The following is a 15825-nucleotide window of genomic DNA, read 5'->3' on the forward strand; positions in this document are numbered from 1 at the left end:
CTCAGACACCGGGCTCGCGACCGACGCTGCCGGCCCACTCCCGCCACCACTGGTCCTCGGTGGGCTCGCCGGCAGCCGCCACCAGGGCGGTGACGAGGCTCGCCGCGTCCGCGGAGGAGGCCACGCCCGCGGCGCGGACGAGGTCGCGGATCCGCTCGGTCCGTCCCCGGACCACCTGCCCGACCAGGTCGCGTCCGGCCTCGGTGAGGGTCAGCCAGGCCACCCGCCGGTCGGTGGTGCCCTGCCGCCGGGCCACCAGGTCGCGCCGGACCAGCCGGTCGCAGGCGCGGGTCGCGGTCGACGGGTGGACCCCGAGGACGGTGGCGAGGTCCACCGTCCGCAGCGGTCCGCGTGCGGCGAGCAGCACCAGCGTGCGGTACTGGGAGAGGGTCAGCTCCGTGTCGAGGCCGGCGAGCGTCCGCGCGGTGAAGCCCACCATCACCCGGCTCAGCGCGGCGAGTCGGGCGACGAGGGCCGACTCGGGGTCGGTCACCGGCGCCTCGGGCGGCACGTAGAGTTCCACCGCACAATGGTTGCATGGATACAGGAAAGGTGGCGGGGGTGGTCCTCGACCAGCGGGACGGATTCCGACGGCGCGCGATCGGGCGCTGGGAGCAGCTCAGCGCCGCCCCGCTGACCCTGCTGTCCGTGGTCTTCCTGGTCGTGTACGCGTGGCCCATCCTCGTGCCGCAGCTCTCCCGCCGGTGGGTGGTCGCCTGCGAGGCCACCGGTCTGACCATCTGGCTGCTCTTCTGGGTCGACCTGCTGGTGCGGTTCGCGCTCGCCGGTGACCGGCTGCGGTTCCTGCGTACCCACCTGTTCGACCTGACCGTGCTGGTGCTGCCGTTCCTGCGTCCGCTGCGGGCCCTCCGGCTGGTCACCGTCGTGCTGAACCTGACCCGGCGCACCACCGACTGGGCCCGTGGCCGCCTCGCCCTGTACGTCAGCGCCACGACCGTGCTGCTGGTGGTCGTGTCGGCGCTGGCGGTGCTCGACGCGGAACGGGCGGCGCCGGACGCCTCGATCACCTCGTTCACCGACGCCCTCTGGTGGGCCGCGGTGACGATCACGACGGTCGGGTACGGCGATCTCTTCCCGGTGACCACGGCGGGACGGATGGTCGCGCTCGGCCTCATGGTCGGCGGGATCGGCCTGATCGGTTTCGTGACCGGGTCGCTCGCGACCTGGATCGTCGAGCGGGTCGCCGACCGGAACCGACCGGAGCCGGCCACGGCCGCCGACGTCGCCGCGCTGCGGGACGAGATCGCCGCGCTGCGGGCGAGGTTGGAATCGGGGTCCTCCGCCGCCGGGGTGCCTGATCGGCTCGCCGTCGATGACTGAGCCGGGGCGTTCCGCCGACTCCGGTCACCGGTCGTGGCTCGGACTGCCCGCGGCGTTGGCGCTCATCGCCGTCGTGCTGCTGGTCGACGTGGCGGCCGCCGCACACGCCGTACTCATCGGTTTCCTGGCCCTGGCCCCGCTGCTGGCCGCCGCCGTGGACACGCCGAGACGGACCGCCGTCGCGTCCGCCGCGGCGACGGCCGCCGCCGTCCTGGCCGGCCTGCCGAGCCAGACCCTGGGCAGCCTCGACCACGTCCTGCGGGTCGCGGTGGTCATCGCGGTCAGCGTCGCGGCACTGTACGTGGCCCGGGCCCGCACACTCCGCGAGGAGCGGATCCGGCGGATGAGCGAGATCGTGCGGGTCACCCAGAAGGCCATCCTGCGGGAGGTCCCACCCAGGATCGGCGACGTCGCGCTGGGCGCCCGGTACGTCTCCGCGCAGCGGGGTGCGGGGGTGGGCGGCGACCTCTACGAGGTCGTGCCGGGACCGGACCGGGTGCGCGTCATCATCGGCGACGTGTGCGGCAAGGGACTACCGGCGGTGCAGCTCGCCTCGGCGGTGATCGGCGCCTTCCGGCAGTCCGCGATCGTGCGTGACCGGCTGGAGGAGGTCGCCACGGATCTCGACGCCCTGGTCGCCCGGGAACCGCGGCCCGCCTACGGGGTCACCTTCGTCACGGCCGTGCTGCTGGAGGTCCGTGGGCCGGACCTGTGGGTGATGAGCTGCGGGCATCCCGTGCCGCTGCGGCACCACCCCGGGCGTACCCCCGTTCCGCTCCACGAGAACGAGCCGGACCGGCCGCTGGGGCTGGGGGGCCGGCGTACCCCGCCGCGGCACCACAGCTGGGCGACCGGCGACCGCCTGCTGCTCTACACCGACGGGCTGATCGAGGCGCGCGACGACGCCGGCCGGTTCTTCCCGCTGGGGCTGCTCGACCGTCCGCTGTCCGCCTCCTCCCTGCCGAAGGCGCTCGACGCGATCTGGCGCGCGGTGCGCACGCACGTCGGTGGTGAGCCCCGCGACGATCTCGCGCTGCTGCTGATCGAACGACTGCCGGATGACGATGCCGACGTCGGTCAGGGTCGGTGACGCTCCGGCCGGTCCGCCGAGGACGGCAGGTCAGACCGGGACATCCGCGCCGGTCGGGGCGGCCGAGGTCGGGGCGGGGGCGGCGGTCGGGGCCGCCGAGGTCGGAGCGGCCGGAGGGGCGGAAGCATCCGGGCCGGGCGGCGCCGGGGCGGAGGCGGACGGGCTCGTGGTCGAGTCGGCGGATCCGGTCGGGTTGGTCGTCGGCCCGGAGGTGGTGGCCGACGGCGACGACGGCGCCGACGGTGTGTTGCCTGCGATGGGCTTCCCGGTCGAGGGCGGCGGGCTCGCCGGAGTCTCGTCCACCGCGGGCCGCGGCGGCGGCGTCACGCGCCCGGTGGTGCCTGGCGCCGCCGGCTCGCCGGCAGTTGTACGCGGTGCGGCCGTGGTCGGCGCGCCCGACCGCGGCTTGTCGCCGCCCGCGATGGTGACCAGCGCGGCCGACCGGCGGCAGGGCACGCCGGCGAGCGTGAAGCCGTCCGGCCCGGACCGGGCCGGCTCGGTGTAGGTGCCGCGCAGCGGCACCCGGACCGGTGACGAGGCGTCCGACGGGAGGGGGAGCCGCACCAGCCGCCCCGACTGCCACCGGTCCATCGGCGCGCCCAGGCGTTGGCCGGGCGAGAGTCGGAAGAGCAGCACCGGCCGTCCGGTCGGCTGCCCCCCGGTCACCTCCACGGTGAGTTCCGCGCCGAACGTGCCGCCGGCACGTTCGGCGGAGTAGGTGACGGTGCAACCGAAGGCCGCGCTCGGCGTCGTCTCGGGCGCGCCGTAGGCGTCCTGCATCGAACCGGAGCCGGGAAGCTGGGCGACGAGTGCCGCGCCCGCCAGGACCGCCGGGAGGCCGCCGGCCAGCGCCGCGCGTCGCAGCCTCGTCCGCCGGCGCCTCCCCGGCGACTCGGGAGTCGTGGGCCGGGGGTCCGGGCGCGCACCGGCGGCCGGCCGCACCCGCACCGCGTCGGGGGCGCCGGCGATGGCGAGCGACCGCGCCACGGTGTCCGCGTCCGGCCGCTCGCGGGGATCGGGTACGAGGCAGCGACGACGCAGATCGTCGACGGCCTCGGGCACACCGTCGATCCGGAGCGTCGCCTCGTGCTCGTCGCGGCCGTGCCGGTCCGGCAGAGCGGGACGTCGTCCGGTGAGGCATTCGGTGAGCAGGAGGCCGAGGGCGTAGACGTCGCACGCGGGCACGGCCGGCTCGCCGCGTAGCTGCTCCGGTGCCATGTAGGAGGGCGTGCCGCGGATCTCACCGCGGCCGTCGACCGTGGCGGAGCCGACGGCGAGCGCCACACCGAGGTCGACCAGCTTCGCTGCCTCGGGCGCGAGCAGCACGTTGCCCGGCTTGACGTCGCGATGGACCAACCCCGCCTGGTGGATCGCGGCGAGCCCGGCCGCGACCTCCGCGCAGATTCGTCCGCCGTCGGGCCATCCGGGCGGACCGGTCCGGCGCAGCCGGTCGGCGAGCGTCTCGCCGTCGACGTACTGCAGCACCAGGAACGGCACCCGGCGCAGCCCCGACAGCCGGGCCTCACCGTAGTCGTAGACCGCCGCGACGTTCGGGTGCTCCAGCCGCGCGGCGGCTCGCGCCTCGTTCCGCACCGCCCCACGCCATCGGGGGTCCTCCGCCGGGCCGGGGGCGAGCAGTTTGACCGCGACCGTCCGGTCGAGCAACTGGTCGACCGCCTGCCAGACGACGGCCGAGCCGCCCCGGCCGACCTGTCGCTCCAGGCGGTAGCGTCCCGCCAACACCCGCATCGCGGACCTCCTTCCGTGGTCGCGCCGGCCGTCCCGCTCCGAACGCGGTGACAGTTCGGCCTCCTACCCGGCTCTCCAGCAGGAAAACAGCCGCCCGAGCGGGTCGGACGGTCAGACCGCCAGGTGTCACGAAGGCGGGTGCGGATCGTCATGGACCTGGGGTATTGCCGGTTGAACACTCGGGGTAGGGCGTGAAGAACGCCTATCGAGAGGTGAGGAGACGCGTCATGACCTACCCGTGGTTCTTCCCGGAGGGACTGCCGTCGGCGTTCCACGACGGCCCGGCGGCGAACGACACCCGCTTGGCCTGCCAGGTGGTCGAGCAGATGAATCGTGACCCGCTGCTGCGCCACGAGCGCATCTGCGTGGAGGCGCAGAACCGGGTGGTCATCCTGGAGGGACGGGTCGGTTCGGCCGAAGCGCTGGCCCGTGCGCGCGCACTCGCCTGGGCCGTGTCCGGGGTGCAGGATGTCAACGTCCGGGTGTACGTGGTGTGACGCCGCAGGCGGGACAGGAGAAACGGATCATGGCAGTCGATCCCGTCGGTCGGGACCTGAAGGCGTTCCTCGCCGCCGATCCCGACGCTCCGGTGGTCATGCTCAACCTGCTGCGCTTCGCCGAGGGCGGGCGGGAGTCCTACGAGCGGTACGGCGCCGCCCTGCGGGAGACGTTCCTGCCCCGCTACGGCGGCGAGGTGCTCTACGCCGGCGACGGCGGGCCGGCGCTGGTGGCGGAGGAGGGGCAGGCGTGGGACGCGGTGCTGCTGGTGCGCTATCCGAGCCGGGCGGCGTTCAGCCGGATGGTCGCCGACCCTGACTACCAGGAGGTGACCCGGTGGCGGACCGCGGCACTGGAGGAGGCCGTACTGCAACCCACGGTCCCCTGGACCGAGGGGTGAGCCCGACCCAGCCGCGACGACGGAGGCAGCTGGCGGCCCTGTCGACGGCGGTCCTGCTCGCCACCGGCTGCGCCGGCGAACCGGAGCACCCGCGGCCGTCACCGGAGCCGACCCCCACGGTCCGGCTGGGCACGGTCGCCCGAGCCGAGGTGGGCGCGCGTCTCACCGTGACGGCAACGGTCGATCGCGTCATCACCGGCACCGCCTTCGTGGTGCGCGACGTCGACTTCACCGACGGGACGTTGCTCGTGCTGTCCGTCGATCCGGTCAGCGCGGAACCGCCGCAACTGGTGACCGTGAGCGGCACCGTCGTCGATTTCTCCTACCGCGACCTGTCCGACCGCTACCGGCTCGGGCCCGCCGGCGCGTACCGGGACTTCGAGGGCGGTCGGGCGCTCGCCGCCGAGAAGGTGACCGGCTGGAACTGACGGTCAGTTGTCGAGTCGGTCACGCAGGTCGTCGACCTGCTGCTGGAGCCGCTCCACCGCGCCCTCGTTGTTGAGGAACGTGGTGATGCCCGCGCCGAGCGCCAGCCCGAGCAGCAGGGCGATCACACTGAGCACGAGCCCGCCGATCGCCACGCCGCGGCCGGTGACTCCCGGCCGGGCGGCCATCTTGAGGCCGACGATGCCCAGGACGATGCCGACGATGGCGAGGACCACGCCGATCCAGGCGAGGATGGCGGTGAGCACGCTGAACAGCGCGGACACGCCGAACACGAGCGCGAGCGCGGCGGCCGTGCTGGTCTTGGCCGCCGTACCGGCTCGGGCCCGGCGGGAGCGGGTCGAGGCGCCGGCCCCGCGGGCCGGTTCGCTGGACGCGGTCATGGCACTCCCTCCGCCACGCCGTGTGGCGCCGGCCTGTGCCGGCCGCTTCCCCCGTCACCGTCGACTCATGCCTGCCTGCTCTCGGTCCTGCCGGCGATGTCGGGCAGGTGTTCCGGCAGCGCCACGGAACGCAGGTCGGCCAGCACATCGTCCAGGAGGCGGGTGATCCGCGGCTGGTCGTGTCCCGCCCGCCGGACGTCGTCGACCGCGACCGCGAGGAAACCGTCGAAGTCCTGCGCCCGCGCCCGTACCCGTGGTGTGCCGTCAGGGTCGTCGACGAGAAGCCGGTGACCCGGGCGGCCGGCCAGACGACGCAGCAGGTCGTGCATCTCCTGGACGCTGCGGACCGCGGTGGTGGTGTCGTTGATCCCGGGTGACAGGGCCCGCTCGGCGATGTCGGTCAGCTGCCGGAACCCGAACCCGACGTCCTGACCCAGGGTCCGTTCCACGCCGAGGCTCACCGCGACGCACGCCCGCGCCTCCGGCACGGTCGCCGGGAGCGGTCCGCCGGGCATCGGATGGACCGCGATCAGCGGTTGCCCGGCCACCACGAAGTCGCCCGGCGCGGGCAGGACCGACAGGGCGCAGTCGTGTTCGCGGGCCAGCGCGGCGAGCCGGCCGAGGTCGACGTGCTGGATCATGCCGGGCTGCGCCGCGGTGATCACCTGCACCGGCGGGGTCAGCGGCGCGACGGGCCCGGCGGCCGGGCCGACCGGATACTGCTCCTCGATCACCCGGCGGGTCTGGGCGCCGACCGCGGCGATGATGTGTGAGACCCGCATGACGGTGGTGACGTGGTGCAGGTAGTAGACGAACAACCCGCTGCTGGCGAGCACGAGGGTCATCGTCACGGCGAGCGAGAGTTCCGGCAGCCGGGCGTCGGAGCCGGCCGGCAGTGCCGCCAGCACCACCATGGCGAACAGCGCGGTCGCCAGGAAGGTGCCGAGAGCTGCCTGCGTGATCCGGTCCTGCAGGAAGGTCCGCAGCACACGGGGGGAGTACTGGCTGCTGGCGAGCTGGACGGCCACCACGGTGATGGAGAAGACCAGCGCGGTGAACGAGATCATCGCGGTGATGATCGACGACAGCAGCGACCGGGCGCCGGCCACGCTGCTGGGCAGGAACCCGCCGGTCGGCAGGCCCAGCCGCAGTTCGGCCACCGACAGGCCGAGGGCCAGCAGCACGGCTCCGGCGGCGAACGCCGCCGGCACCAGCCAGAACCCCGACCACGCCGCCGCCAGGCGGGACCGGAGGGTACGCGGAGTGCCGCTCATTCCCCCGTAGTCCCCGGTACGCGCCTTTTGCATACCTGCCGGCGGGTCTGTTTACCTGGAGGGGGATCCCGACCGGACGCACGAGAGGAGTGGGCCGGAACCCGGCACGCTGATCATGAGGAACCGACACGTCACGGCAGCCGTCACCGCCGCCCTGCTGGTGCTCGCGGCCGGCTGCGGCGCCGAGCAGGATCCGGAGCCGGCCTCGTCCGGTCCGAGCCGGCCGGCGACGTCGACACCGCCACCGGCCCCGCCGACCGCCCCGACGAACGGTGCGACGCCCACGCCCGCCTCGACCACGGCGTCGCCTTCGCCGTCGAGTCCGTCGCCGTCGGGCACGCCCGACGGCGGGGCGCGGGAGGCCCTACGTCGTGGCGACACCGGCGACGCGGTCCGGGCACTGCAGGAGCGGCTGGACCGGCTCGGATACTGGGTCGGCGAGTCCGACGGCACGTACGGCCTGCTCACCGAGCAGGCGGTCTACGCGCTGCAGAAGGCCGCCGGCCTGCGCCCGGACGGGATCGTCGGCGCGAAGACCCGGGCCGCGCTCGACGGCGGGAAGCGCCCGGACGCCCGCAGCACCGACGGCCATCTCGCCGAGGTGGACCTGGACCGGCAGCTGCTGATGATTGTCGACGACGGCAAGGTGAGCCGGATCTTCAACACCTCGACCGGCACGTTCGAGCACTACACGTACCAGGGCGAGACCTACCTGGCCGACACCCCGCGCGGCCGATGGACCATCGACTGGCAGGTCGACGGGTGGCGCGACGGCCCGCTCGGCCGGCTGTACCGGCCGAAGTACTTCCAGGAGCAGGGGATCGCCATCCACGGCTACACCAGCGTCCCGCCGTATCCGGCGTCGCACGGCTGCGTGCGGGTGACGCTGCCGGCGATGGACTGGCTGTGGGCCCAGGACCTGCTCCCGAAGAAGACCCAGGTCTGGGTGTACTGAACGCTCGGGCGGGCAACTGTCGGACATTTTCCGTCCACAAGGAACGTCCCCTCTTGCTGTGGCGGCATGGACGCCCTCGTGGAGCGGCATCGTCGATGACGACCGGGCCCGGGACGTCGCCGACCACCTGCTCGGTCCGGAGATGTTCACCGGCTGGGGGATCCGCCACGCCGCTGCTCCTGCTCCGCGTCATGCTCGGCCTGCGACCCCACGACGACCACCTCGACTGACGGGTCGGCCCTCACTCCTCCGGTTGGCGGCGTTGCTCCTCGGCCCGCTCGCGGCTGAGGAAGAATGCGCCGAGCGCGCCGGCCAGGGTGCCGAACACCGCCACCGAGTACGCGGCCAGCACCAGTTCCAGGATCTGCGCGAACGTGTCGTTCACGCGCAGCGGCTCACCGGTGATGGTGGCGTAGGCCGCGTCGTGCAGGGCACGGGGAAGATTGCGGTAGGAGCCGGTGACCACGAGCAGTTGCCCGGCCGCGAGGATCACGGCCATGGTCACCACGGCGAGCCAGGCCAGCCGGTCGGTGAGCAGCCGGCCGGCGGACCGGGACCCGCGGATCGCGGCGGCGACCACGCCGCCGCCCCGGGCCGCCCGCAGCGCGCTCGCCGCCCGCAGGAACCGCAGGAAGGGCACGGCCAGGAAGATCAGCTGCCACCAGTTGTGCTTCCAGAACTCGCCGGCGCGGTGGCGGGCGGTCCAGGCGCGGAGCGTGAACTCGGCGACGAAAACGGCCCACAGGATCCAACTGGTGACGGTGAGCACCGTGCTGAGCGGCTCGTCGTGGACGAACGCCTGGGCCAGGACGAGCAACAGGAAGAGCAGCCCCAGGACGCCCATCGGCTTGTCCAGCCGGTGGGCGAGGCCGTTGAGGCGGGCGTCGTCCTCACGTCGTCGCCGGCCGGGATCGTCGCTCACCCTGCCGTAGCCTACCCGCGCCCGGACCCGGGAACGGCCGCTCGCGACACGCGCGACGTCCGGCGAACAGGCACGCGGACGCTCTCGGCACGAGTGGACACGAGGTAGGTGCCACGAGCGAGGTGCGATCGGACTACCGGAGAGCGGTTCCGCAGTGCGAGCGCCTCACAGATACTCCTTCCGCCAGGCGCTGACCGCCTCCTCGACGGCGTGCTCCTCGCGACGCAGCGATGCCTTGATCCGTCTGCGCTCGCCGGTCATCCGTTGGAACACCGCGAGCACACCACAGGCCACGACGAGCGTCGTCAAGGCGGCCAGCGGCGCGACGTGCGCGCCGGGCACCGTCAGCGCGGCGATCAGCACGGCGGCGACGAGGGTGGAGCGGCTCGTCCGACGAAAGGCGCGCCGGGCGATCGCCGCCTGACTCACCAGGTAGATCACGACTCCACCGTGCAGGACCGCGCTGACCGGACCGGACAGCGGGGAGTGCCGCATGGCGACGGCTTCCAGCAGCAGCTTGAGGCCCAGGGCGGTGGTCACCACGCCGAGGATCGTGAGCAGGTGGAGGTAGGTGTAGACGTCGCGGGCCAGCGGCACCCGGACGCGATCCCGCACGCCGTGCAGGATCTGCTCCACACCGGCGGCCAGGCTGTCGAAGTGCAGCCACCACAGCGCGGCGACCAGCGCGATGCCCAGCACGGACGCGGTGATGACCCGGGTGGTCAGCGCCAACCGGTCGAACCGGCCCGGTCCGATGCCCAGCGAGATCACCACCTCGCCGAGGGCGACGAGCACGATCAGGCCGTGCCGCTCGGCCCAGTGCCCGGCCGACGGCAGCGACCAGTGCGCGTAGGGCAGGAAGAGCCCCACCGAGTACTCGACGAGCAGGGCTGCGGTCCACAGGACCAGGCGGGTCTCCAGGACCGCGTCGGCGGCCACCCACCGGGGCGCGGCGACCGACAGCCCGATCAGGACGGCGGCCAGCACCGGCGGGACGGTGACGGCGGCGAGTTGCACGCGGGTGTGCCCGGCGCGGGTGAGCACGAACAGGAACCCGGCCGAGGTCAGGGCTCGCACGATCAGGTAGGAGGTGGCGAACACCAGCGGGCCGGGCAGGTCGTCGGGCTGGTCGACGAAGGCCTGGGGGATCGCGATCGCGAGCACGAACACCGCGGCCATGATCCCGAAGCCGAGGACCGGCAGGACGCCGTGGTCGGCGCGGACCACGTTGCCGAGCGCGACGAAGCCGGTCCAGCACCACCACAGCAGCGCCACCACCACCATGCCGGCCGCCACCTGGGAGGCCGCCAGATCGCGGGCGACGAGTCCGGTGACGTTGAGGAACGCGAAGACGAAGATCAGGTCGTAGAACAGCTCCAGGCGGGTGACCCGACTGCCCGGCGCCACCGGGATCAGCCACCGGGACCGGCGGAGGCGCGGCGGGCTGCTCATCCGGCCAGTCTCGGGCATCCGGCGCGGCGGAGTCCCACCTTTGCCGTCGCACCCACCGACTGGAAGCTGCGGCATCGCGGTGTGCGGCGCGTCTCCGCGGGTACGCGGCGGGGCACGCGGCGGCGCAGTGGGAGGTGCGATGAGCGAGGGGACCGTCGGAGGGGACGGACGGCGGAGCCCGACCGAGCGACTCGCCGAGGACGTGGCCGACGTCGTCCGCGAGGAGGTGCGAGCCGTACGCGCGCAGGTGGGCGAGGCGGCCCGACCGGCGGGTGTGGGCGTCGTCCTGCTGGCTGCCGCCGGTGGCTGTCTGGTGCTCGGCGCCGGCGCGGCGTCGACCACGGTGCTGCGCGTGCTGGAGACGATGCTCCCGCGCCGGCTTGCCGCCGCCGGTCTCACCGCCGGCTACCTCGTCGCCGCCGTGGTGCTGGGGCGGGCGGGGCTGGCGCAGCTCCGGGCGGCCGGAGGTCCCTCGGCGCGGCTCGCGGACGACGTGCGCGACATGGTCACCGAGACCGCCGGTCGGGTGCTGCCCGCCGGCGTCGACGCCGCCCGCGACGAACTGGACAGGTGACACCGGAGCAGGAGGCAGCGACATGCCGGACAAGCACGAACAGGCCGAGGAGATGCGCGACGACGTCCCGTCGACCATCGCGCGCTCGGACGACAAGGCGGTTCGCACGTACAAGAAGACGCTGGAGTCGGCCGAGGAGAGCTACGGCGACGGCGAGCGGGCGCACCGTGCCGCCTACGCGTCGTTGAAGCACACCCACGAGAAGGTCGGCGACCACTGGGAACCCAAGGAACACAAGGGTCCCTCCGACCCGCAGGCGGCCCAGGGCACCCCGGCCTCGCGCGACCGCGACCGGCCCACCGCCCAAGGGGTGGACGCCAACGCCGGCAAGGGGCACCTGGACGACGTGGCCCGCAGGGTCGGCATCGACGACCCGGAGAACATGAACAAGGGTGAGCTGGTCGAGGCGATCGAGAAGGCCAACGCCCGGGCCACCGCCCGCGCCCGGCGCACGTGAGGCGGCGAGACGGCCGAGTGGGCGATGCCGCGACGGGTAGCGGGCGGGCATGAATCCGCTGCTGCTCGCGTACGCCCTCGTCGGGGGTCTCGGTGTCCTGCTCGCCTTCTGGTCGAGCGCCATCCGCCGGACCGTGCTGTCCGAGCCGCTGCTGGCGCTCGCCCTGGGGGCACTGGCGGGCCCGGTGCTCGGTCTGGTCGACGTCGGTGACCGGCTCGGCGCCGAGCTGAACCGTGAGGTGAGCCGGGCCCTGCTGGCGGTGTCGCTGATGGCGGTCGCGCTGCGCTTCCCGCTCGCCGGCTACCGAGCCGTGCTGCGCCCGGTGCTCGTGCTGCTCTCCGCCGGCATGCTCGGAATGGCGCTGCTCAGCACCGGCCTGTCCTGGTTCGTGCTCGGCATGCCGCTGGGCCTGGCCGCGCTGCTCGGCAGCTGCCTGACCCCCACCGACCCGGTCCTGGCCTCCAGCATCGTCTCCGGCGGCCCGGCCGAACGGCAACTGCCCGCCCGGCTCCGGCAGGTGATCAGCGGCGAGTCCGGCGGCAACGACGGGCTCGCGTTTCCTCTCGTCGTGCTCGCCCTGGCCGGCATCGGCGCGCAGCCGTGGGCCGACCAGGTGACCGCGGCGGTGTGGGGCGTGCTCGGCGCGGTGATCGTCGGCGTGCTGCTCGGTTGGCTGGCCGGACACGCCGTCCGCGCGGCGAGCCGCCGGGAGACCCTCGACCAGGGCTCGCTGCTCGTCTTCGCGGTGCTGCTCGGCATCGCCGCGCTCGGGGTCGCGCGGGTGCTCGACACCGACGGCATCCTCGCCGCGTTCGTCACCGGGCTGGCCTACAACTGGGTCGTCGGCGACCAGCCCCGCATCGCCGAGCAGAAGCTGGACGACTCGCTCACCCGATACCTGGTGCTGCCACTGTTCTTCCTGCTCGGCGTCGAACTGCCGTGGCGCGGCTGGCTCGACGCCGGCTGGCGGCTGCCGCTGTTCGCCGTCGCGGTCCTGCTGCTGCGGCGGCTGCCGGTGGTGCTGGCGCTCCGGAAGCCGCTCGGGCTGCCCTGGCGGGAGCTGGTCTTCCTCGGCTGGTTCGGCCCGATCGGCGTGTCCGCGCTGTTCTACCTGGCTTTCAGTGCCGACGAGGGCGCGCGGGATCCGCTGCTCTGGACCGCCGGCAGCCTCGTCGTCACGCTCAGCGTCGTGGTGCACGGCGCCACCGCGATGCCGGGCCGCCGCTGGTACGCCGCCGGACACCACGAGATCTCGAAGCGGTAACGGTCGACCCGCCGGCGTTTGCCGGCGACCTCCCCGGAAAGCGATCGAGGTAGCTCGCGCTTCGCAGCCGCGGTGTCGACGAACGGCACCAGGACGACCACGTCCACCCTGACGGCTCAGCGCGCACCTCCGGGGCTCGTCCCTGCCCGCACGCGTGTCACGACGCTGCAGTGGCCGGCCCCCCGTGACCGCTGATCCGCCGCCTTCCGTGGAGGACTCCCATGACCATGTCCGTGCTGCGCCCCGACGCCGGCGTCGACGAACTGTTCGCCCTGCTGCACGACGCCGTCGGCCCGACCGCCCGGCGCGCCCGCGAGCGCCTGGTCGAGGTGCACCGCCCGCTCGCCGTGGCGCTGGCCCGGCGGTTCGCCCACCGGGGCGAGCCGCTCGACGACCTCGTCCAGGTTGCCTGCTACGGCCTGGTCAAGGCGGTCGACGCGTACGACCCGCGGCGCGGGGTGCCGTTCGCGGGCTATGCCACCCCGACCATCCTGGGCGAGTTGAAGCGCCACTTCCGGGACCACAGCTGGGGGGTCCGGGTCCCCCGCGGCCTGCAGGAGCGGTACCTGCTGGTGCACGCGGCCGAGGCCGAACTGACCCGCCGGTCGCAGCGCGTGCCGCGGGCCGAGGAGGTCGCCGGACACCTGGGCGTACCGGTCGACGTGGTGGTGGAGGCGTTGGCCGCCGGGCGGGCGTATCGCAACGTGTCGCTGCACCGGCCGGCCGGTGGGGACGACGAGGCGGGGGAGCGGGAGGACCTGCTGGCCGAGCGGGACTCCCGGGTGGAGGGCCTCTGCGACCGGCTCGACCTGCTGGCGGCGCTGCGTCACCTGCCGGAGCGGGAGCGGGGCGTGGTGATCCGCTACTTCCACGGCAACCAGACCCAGGAGCAGATCGGCGATCTGCTCGGCATCTCGCAGATGCACGTGTCGCGCCTGCTGCGCCGGGCGATCGGGCTGCTGCGGCGGGAGATGACCGCCGAGGAGCCCGCCGACGCCGGTCGGGTCCGCGTGGTGTTCCGCCGCGCCGGCACCACCACCGTGGCGTCCGTGACGGGGGTCCTCGACGACGACGGCGTGGACCTGCTGCGCGACCGGCTCACCCGGATGGCGCTGACCGAACGGCCCCGCGCGCTGGTGGTGGACCTGCGGCGGGCGTCGGTCGAGTCGCCCCGCCTGGCCCGGACGGTCCTGGACCTGCGCCGGGCCTGCGCCCACGTGCGGGCCCGGCTGACGCTGGTCAACCTGCCGCCGAACGGGATGAGCCTGCTGCGGCGGGCGGGCCTGACCCGACTGGTTCCCTGCCTCCCGGTCCGGGGCACCGGCACCCGCGAGTCCCGGGTCGGGCCGGGGGCCGCCGAGGCGGACCGGATGTCGCCGCCGTGCCGGCGGGCACCCGCGGAGATAGGGTCGAGTCGCGACGACGGACCCACGGCGGGGAGAACGTATGACGCGACGGCGGGCCGCGGCTGCCCCGGCACCGCCCCTGGTGGCGACCGTGCAGCGCCTGCAACGCGAACTGGACGCGCTGCGCCGGGAGCGGCGGGCGCACGCGGTGGTGGAACAGGCCACCGGCCTGCTGATCGCTCGGCAGGGCTGCTCGCCGGAGGAGGCGTTCACGCAGCTGAGGCGGATCTCGCAGCACAGCAACATCCGGCTGGTGGACGTGGCGGCCGGCCTGCTCGGCGCCGTCGCCCCGCCGCCCGTGGCCCCGCCGCCCCCGCCGGAGGCGTTCCGGCCGGAGCGCTACCTGCGCCCGCTTGCGCCCCCGCCGGAGCCGGCCGCCGGCGGGCCGGTGCCCCTGACCGGCGAGGCCGCCGGTCGCTACCATCTGGCCCGAGCCGCCATGGCGACCGCCCGCGACGCGAACGCGCTGGCCGAGATGCTGGCGGAGGCCGTACGCCACCTGGGTGCCGACTCGACGCTGCTCGGTCTGCTCGAACCGGACGGCGCGGTCCGGCTGGTCGGCTCGTACGGGCTGCCTCGATCCGTGGCGAGCCTGTGGCAACGCGCGCCCGGCACGGTCCACATGGCGTTGCTGCGCGCGGCCGTGGACGGCGACCCGCTGTGGTTGACCCGGGACGAGGCCCGCCGTCGGGGCTATGACTTCATCGGCGGCGGAGCCGTGCGGGTCTGCCTCCCGCTGCGCCGGGCCGGCCACACGATCGGGGTGGCCGCGATCAGCTGGGACACCCATCGGGATCTCGACGACGGGGAACGGGCGTATCTGAGCGCTCTGGCCGAGACCGCCGGTCGGCGCTTGTCGGCGCTGTCCGGGGCAACCGGGGACGCGCCGGCCGCCCACTGGTTGGAGGCGGTGCTCGACGCGCTGCCCGGGTCGGTGGCGTTCTGGTGCCCGGTCCGCGACGACGCCGGCAGGGTCGTCGACTTCCGCCTCGACCGGTGCAGCCCGGACGCGACCGACGGCGCGGAACGCGGCCGGGACGCGCTCACCGGTCTTCGGCTGCTCGAACTGCACCCGTCGGCGGCCGACGACGGCATCGTCGCCGGCTGCGCCCGCGCCCTGCACGACGGGCGTCCGTTCCACTGGGGCCCGGGCCCGGCGTGGCGGGCCGGCGGCGCCAGGCCGACCCGGGTGCTGCTCAGCCTCCGCGCCGTCCCGTTCGGCGACGGGTTGCTCGCCAGCTGGCACTACCACGACGAGCAGCGGCGGGCCGCGGACCGGTCCGCCCGGCTGGAGCGGGCCGGTGACGTCGGCTGGGTCGAGTGGGACCTGGGCGGAGACGCCGTCGCCTGGTCGTCGGGTGCCTACCGGGTGCTCGGCCGGGACCCGGCCGACGGCCCGTTGCTGCTGGGCGCCCTGCACCGCTGGGCGACGCCGTCGGACGCGCCCCGGGTGCGGGCGGCGCTGCGCGCCCTGGTGGAGCGGGCCGAGCCGACCGAAGTGGAGTTCTCCGTCCGTCGACGCGGTGCGGCATGGCCGGTGCGACTCGTCGCCGAGCCCGTCGTGGACCCCGACGGCCGGGTGGCCGAGGTGCACGGCGCGGTGGCCCGCCGCTGAC

The 15825-nt window shown here is 74.3% G+C and carries 16 protein-coding genes and 1 pseudogene; 11 read left to right on the forward strand and 6 right to left on the reverse strand.

The genetic code is table 11. The features are described from left to right. Position 1 precedes the first annotated feature (1 nt). Positions 2-523: a MarR family winged helix-turn-helix transcriptional regulator gene (locus tag ACN27B_RS21860; protein WP_099161457.1), complete on the reverse strand. Its 522-nt coding sequence runs from the start codon at positions 521-523 to the stop codon at positions 2-4. A gap of 14 nt (positions 524-537) precedes the next feature. Here ACN27B_RS21860 and ACN27B_RS21865 point away from each other — a divergent pair, with 14 nt between their 5' ends. Together ACN27B_RS21865 and ACN27B_RS21870 are read left to right on the forward strand one after the other, a co-directional pair. Further along, complete coding sequence (locus ACN27B_RS21865; protein ID WP_422741390.1) at positions 538-1341, forward strand: potassium channel family protein; 804 nt, start codon at positions 538-540, stop codon at positions 1339-1341. Next, positions 1334-2431 carry a PP2C family protein-serine/threonine phosphatase gene (locus tag ACN27B_RS21870; protein WP_422741391.1) on the forward strand — a complete coding sequence of 366 codons (1098 nt, stop codon included), beginning with the start codon at positions 1334-1336 and terminating at the stop codon, positions 2429-2431. Before ACN27B_RS21865 ends, ACN27B_RS21870 begins: the two co-directional genes overlap by 8 nt. 30 nt (positions 2432-2461) lie before the next feature. Here the strand turns inward: ACN27B_RS21870 and ACN27B_RS21875 are convergent, their stop codons facing one another. Further along, positions 2462-4180, reverse strand: coding sequence for a protein kinase domain-containing protein (locus ACN27B_RS21875; protein ID WP_422741392.1), 1719 nt, complete (start codon positions 4178-4180; stop codon positions 2462-2464). 227 nt (positions 4181-4407) lie between these two features. Here ACN27B_RS21875 and ACN27B_RS21880 point away from each other — a divergent pair, with 227 nt between their 5' ends. Genes ACN27B_RS21880 through ACN27B_RS21890 form a run of 3 tightly spaced genes read left to right on the forward strand, consistent with a single transcriptional unit; the run spans position 4408 to position 5506 of the window. Then, complete coding sequence (locus tag ACN27B_RS21880) at positions 4408-4677, forward strand: BON domain-containing protein (protein WP_099161454.1); 270 nt, start codon at positions 4408-4410, stop codon at positions 4675-4677. A gap of 29 nt (positions 4678-4706) precedes the next feature. Further along, positions 4707-5078, forward strand: a complete 372-nt coding sequence (locus tag ACN27B_RS21885) for a DUF1330 domain-containing protein (protein ID WP_396822000.1) — start codon at positions 4707-4709, stop codon at positions 5076-5078. After that, entirely contained in the window at positions 5075-5506 is a 432-nt protein-coding gene (locus tag ACN27B_RS21890) for a hypothetical protein (protein ID WP_157779077.1), read from the forward strand. Before ACN27B_RS21885 ends, ACN27B_RS21890 begins: the two co-directional genes overlap by 4 nt. Before the next feature lie 3 nt (positions 5507-5509). On the opposite strand, the gene ACN27B_RS21895 is transcribed toward ACN27B_RS21890, so the two are convergent. Both ACN27B_RS21895 and ACN27B_RS21900 read right to left on the reverse strand, forming a co-directional pair. After that, the gene (locus ACN27B_RS21895; protein ID WP_099161452.1) at positions 5510-5905 is read right to left on the reverse strand and encodes a DUF4190 domain-containing protein; all 396 of its coding nucleotides are present in this window, start codon (positions 5903-5905) and stop codon (positions 5510-5512) included. A 65-nt stretch (positions 5906-5970) separates the two neighbouring features. Further along, complete coding sequence (locus tag ACN27B_RS21900) at positions 5971-7179, reverse strand: DUF2254 domain-containing protein (protein WP_422741393.1); 1209 nt, start codon at positions 7177-7179, stop codon at positions 5971-5973. 115 nt (positions 7180-7294) lie between these two features. Between ACN27B_RS21900 and ACN27B_RS21905 the strand changes: the two genes are divergently transcribed. After that, the gene (locus ACN27B_RS21905; RefSeq protein WP_422741394.1) at positions 7295-8134 is read left to right on the forward strand and encodes a L,D-transpeptidase family protein; all 840 of its coding nucleotides are present in this window, start codon (positions 7295-7297) and stop codon (positions 8132-8134) included. A 241-nt stretch (positions 8135-8375) separates the two neighbouring features. Here the strand turns inward: ACN27B_RS21905 and ACN27B_RS21910 are convergent, their stop codons facing one another. Both ACN27B_RS21910 and ACN27B_RS21915 read right to left on the reverse strand, forming a co-directional pair. Further along, positions 8376-9056, reverse strand: a complete 681-nt coding sequence (locus tag ACN27B_RS21910) for a hypothetical protein (RefSeq protein ID WP_422741395.1) — start codon at positions 9054-9056, stop codon at positions 8376-8378. A gap of 165 nt (positions 9057-9221) precedes the next feature. Continuing rightward, positions 9222-10508 (reverse strand): low temperature requirement protein A, encoded by a 1287-nt coding sequence (locus tag ACN27B_RS21915; protein WP_157779075.1) that lies wholly within the window; start codon positions 10506-10508, stop codon positions 9222-9224. Between the two features lie 139 nt (positions 10509-10647). Here ACN27B_RS21915 and ACN27B_RS21920 point away from each other — a divergent pair, with 139 nt between their 5' ends. From ACN27B_RS21920 to ACN27B_RS21940, 5 genes and pseudogenes are all read left to right on the forward strand, one after another. Continuing rightward, positions 10648-11082, forward strand: a complete 435-nt coding sequence (locus tag ACN27B_RS21920) for a phage holin family protein (RefSeq protein ID WP_099161448.1) — start codon at positions 10648-10650, stop codon at positions 11080-11082. A 22-nt stretch (positions 11083-11104) separates the two neighbouring features. Then, positions 11105-11539, forward strand: coding sequence for a ChaB family protein (locus ACN27B_RS21925; protein WP_253866531.1), 435 nt, complete (start codon positions 11105-11107; stop codon positions 11537-11539). A gap of 49 nt (positions 11540-11588) precedes the next feature. Then, the gene (locus tag ACN27B_RS21930) at positions 11589-12803 is read left to right on the forward strand and encodes a cation:proton antiporter (RefSeq protein ID WP_099161447.1); all 1215 of its coding nucleotides are present in this window, start codon (positions 11589-11591) and stop codon (positions 12801-12803) included. Positions 12804-13030: 227 nt separating this feature from the next. After that, positions 13031-13717: pseudogene (locus ACN27B_RS21935) on the forward strand (sigma-70 family RNA polymerase sigma factor); the annotation flags it as partial. Positions 13718-14249: 532 nt separating this feature from the next. Next, on the forward strand, positions 14250-15824 hold the full coding sequence (locus ACN27B_RS21940) for an ANTAR domain-containing protein (RefSeq protein ID WP_422741396.1): 1575 nt from the start codon (positions 14250-14252) through the stop codon (positions 15822-15824). The last annotated feature ends 1 nt before the right edge of the window (position 15825 follow it).

The sequence above is a fragment of the Micromonospora sp. WMMD754 genome (assembly GCF_049315235.1).
In the GTDB taxonomy this organism is placed as follows: Bacteria; Actinomycetota; Actinomycetes; order Mycobacteriales; family Micromonosporaceae; genus Micromonospora; species Micromonospora sediminicola.

Bases quoted from the DNA above. Each gene is read 5' to 3' on its own strand.
- ACN27B_RS21940 (WP_422741396.1), top strand. From the start codon at position 14,250: ATGACGCGACGGCGGGCCGCGGCTGCCCCGGCACCGCCCCTGGTGGCG.
- ACN27B_RS21915 (WP_157779075.1), bottom strand. From the start codon at position 10,508: ATGAGCAGCCCGCCGCGCCTCCGCCGGTCCCGGTGGCTGATCCCGGTG.
- ACN27B_RS21875 (WP_422741392.1), bottom strand. From the start codon at position 4,180: ATGCGGGTGTTGGCGGGACGCTACCGCCTGGAGCGACAGGTCGGCCGG.
- ACN27B_RS21900 (WP_422741393.1), bottom strand. From the start codon at position 7,179: ATGAGCGGCACTCCGCGTACCCTCCGGTCCCGCCTGGCGGCGGCGTGG.
- ACN27B_RS21880 (WP_099161454.1), top strand. From the start codon at position 4,408: ATGACCTACCCGTGGTTCTTCCCGGAGGGACTGCCGTCGGCGTTCCAC.
- ACN27B_RS21930 (WP_099161447.1), top strand. From the start codon at position 11,589: ATGAATCCGCTGCTGCTCGCGTACGCCCTCGTCGGGGGTCTCGGTGTC.
- ACN27B_RS21870 (WP_422741391.1), top strand. From the start codon at position 1,334: ATGACTGAGCCGGGGCGTTCCGCCGACTCCGGTCACCGGTCGTGGCTC.
- ACN27B_RS21895 (WP_099161452.1), bottom strand. From the start codon at position 5,905: ATGACCGCGTCCAGCGAACCGGCCCGCGGGGCCGGCGCCTCGACCCGC.
- ACN27B_RS21925 (WP_253866531.1), top strand. From the start codon at position 11,105: ATGCCGGACAAGCACGAACAGGCCGAGGAGATGCGCGACGACGTCCCG.
- ACN27B_RS21865 (WP_422741390.1), top strand. From the start codon at position 538: ATGGATACAGGAAAGGTGGCGGGGGTGGTCCTCGACCAGCGGGACGGA.
- ACN27B_RS21920 (WP_099161448.1), top strand. From the start codon at position 10,648: ATGAGCGAGGGGACCGTCGGAGGGGACGGACGGCGGAGCCCGACCGAG.
- ACN27B_RS21905 (WP_422741394.1), top strand. From the start codon at position 7,295: ATGAGGAACCGACACGTCACGGCAGCCGTCACCGCCGCCCTGCTGGTG.
- ACN27B_RS21885 (WP_396822000.1), top strand. From the start codon at position 4,707: ATGGCAGTCGATCCCGTCGGTCGGGACCTGAAGGCGTTCCTCGCCGCC.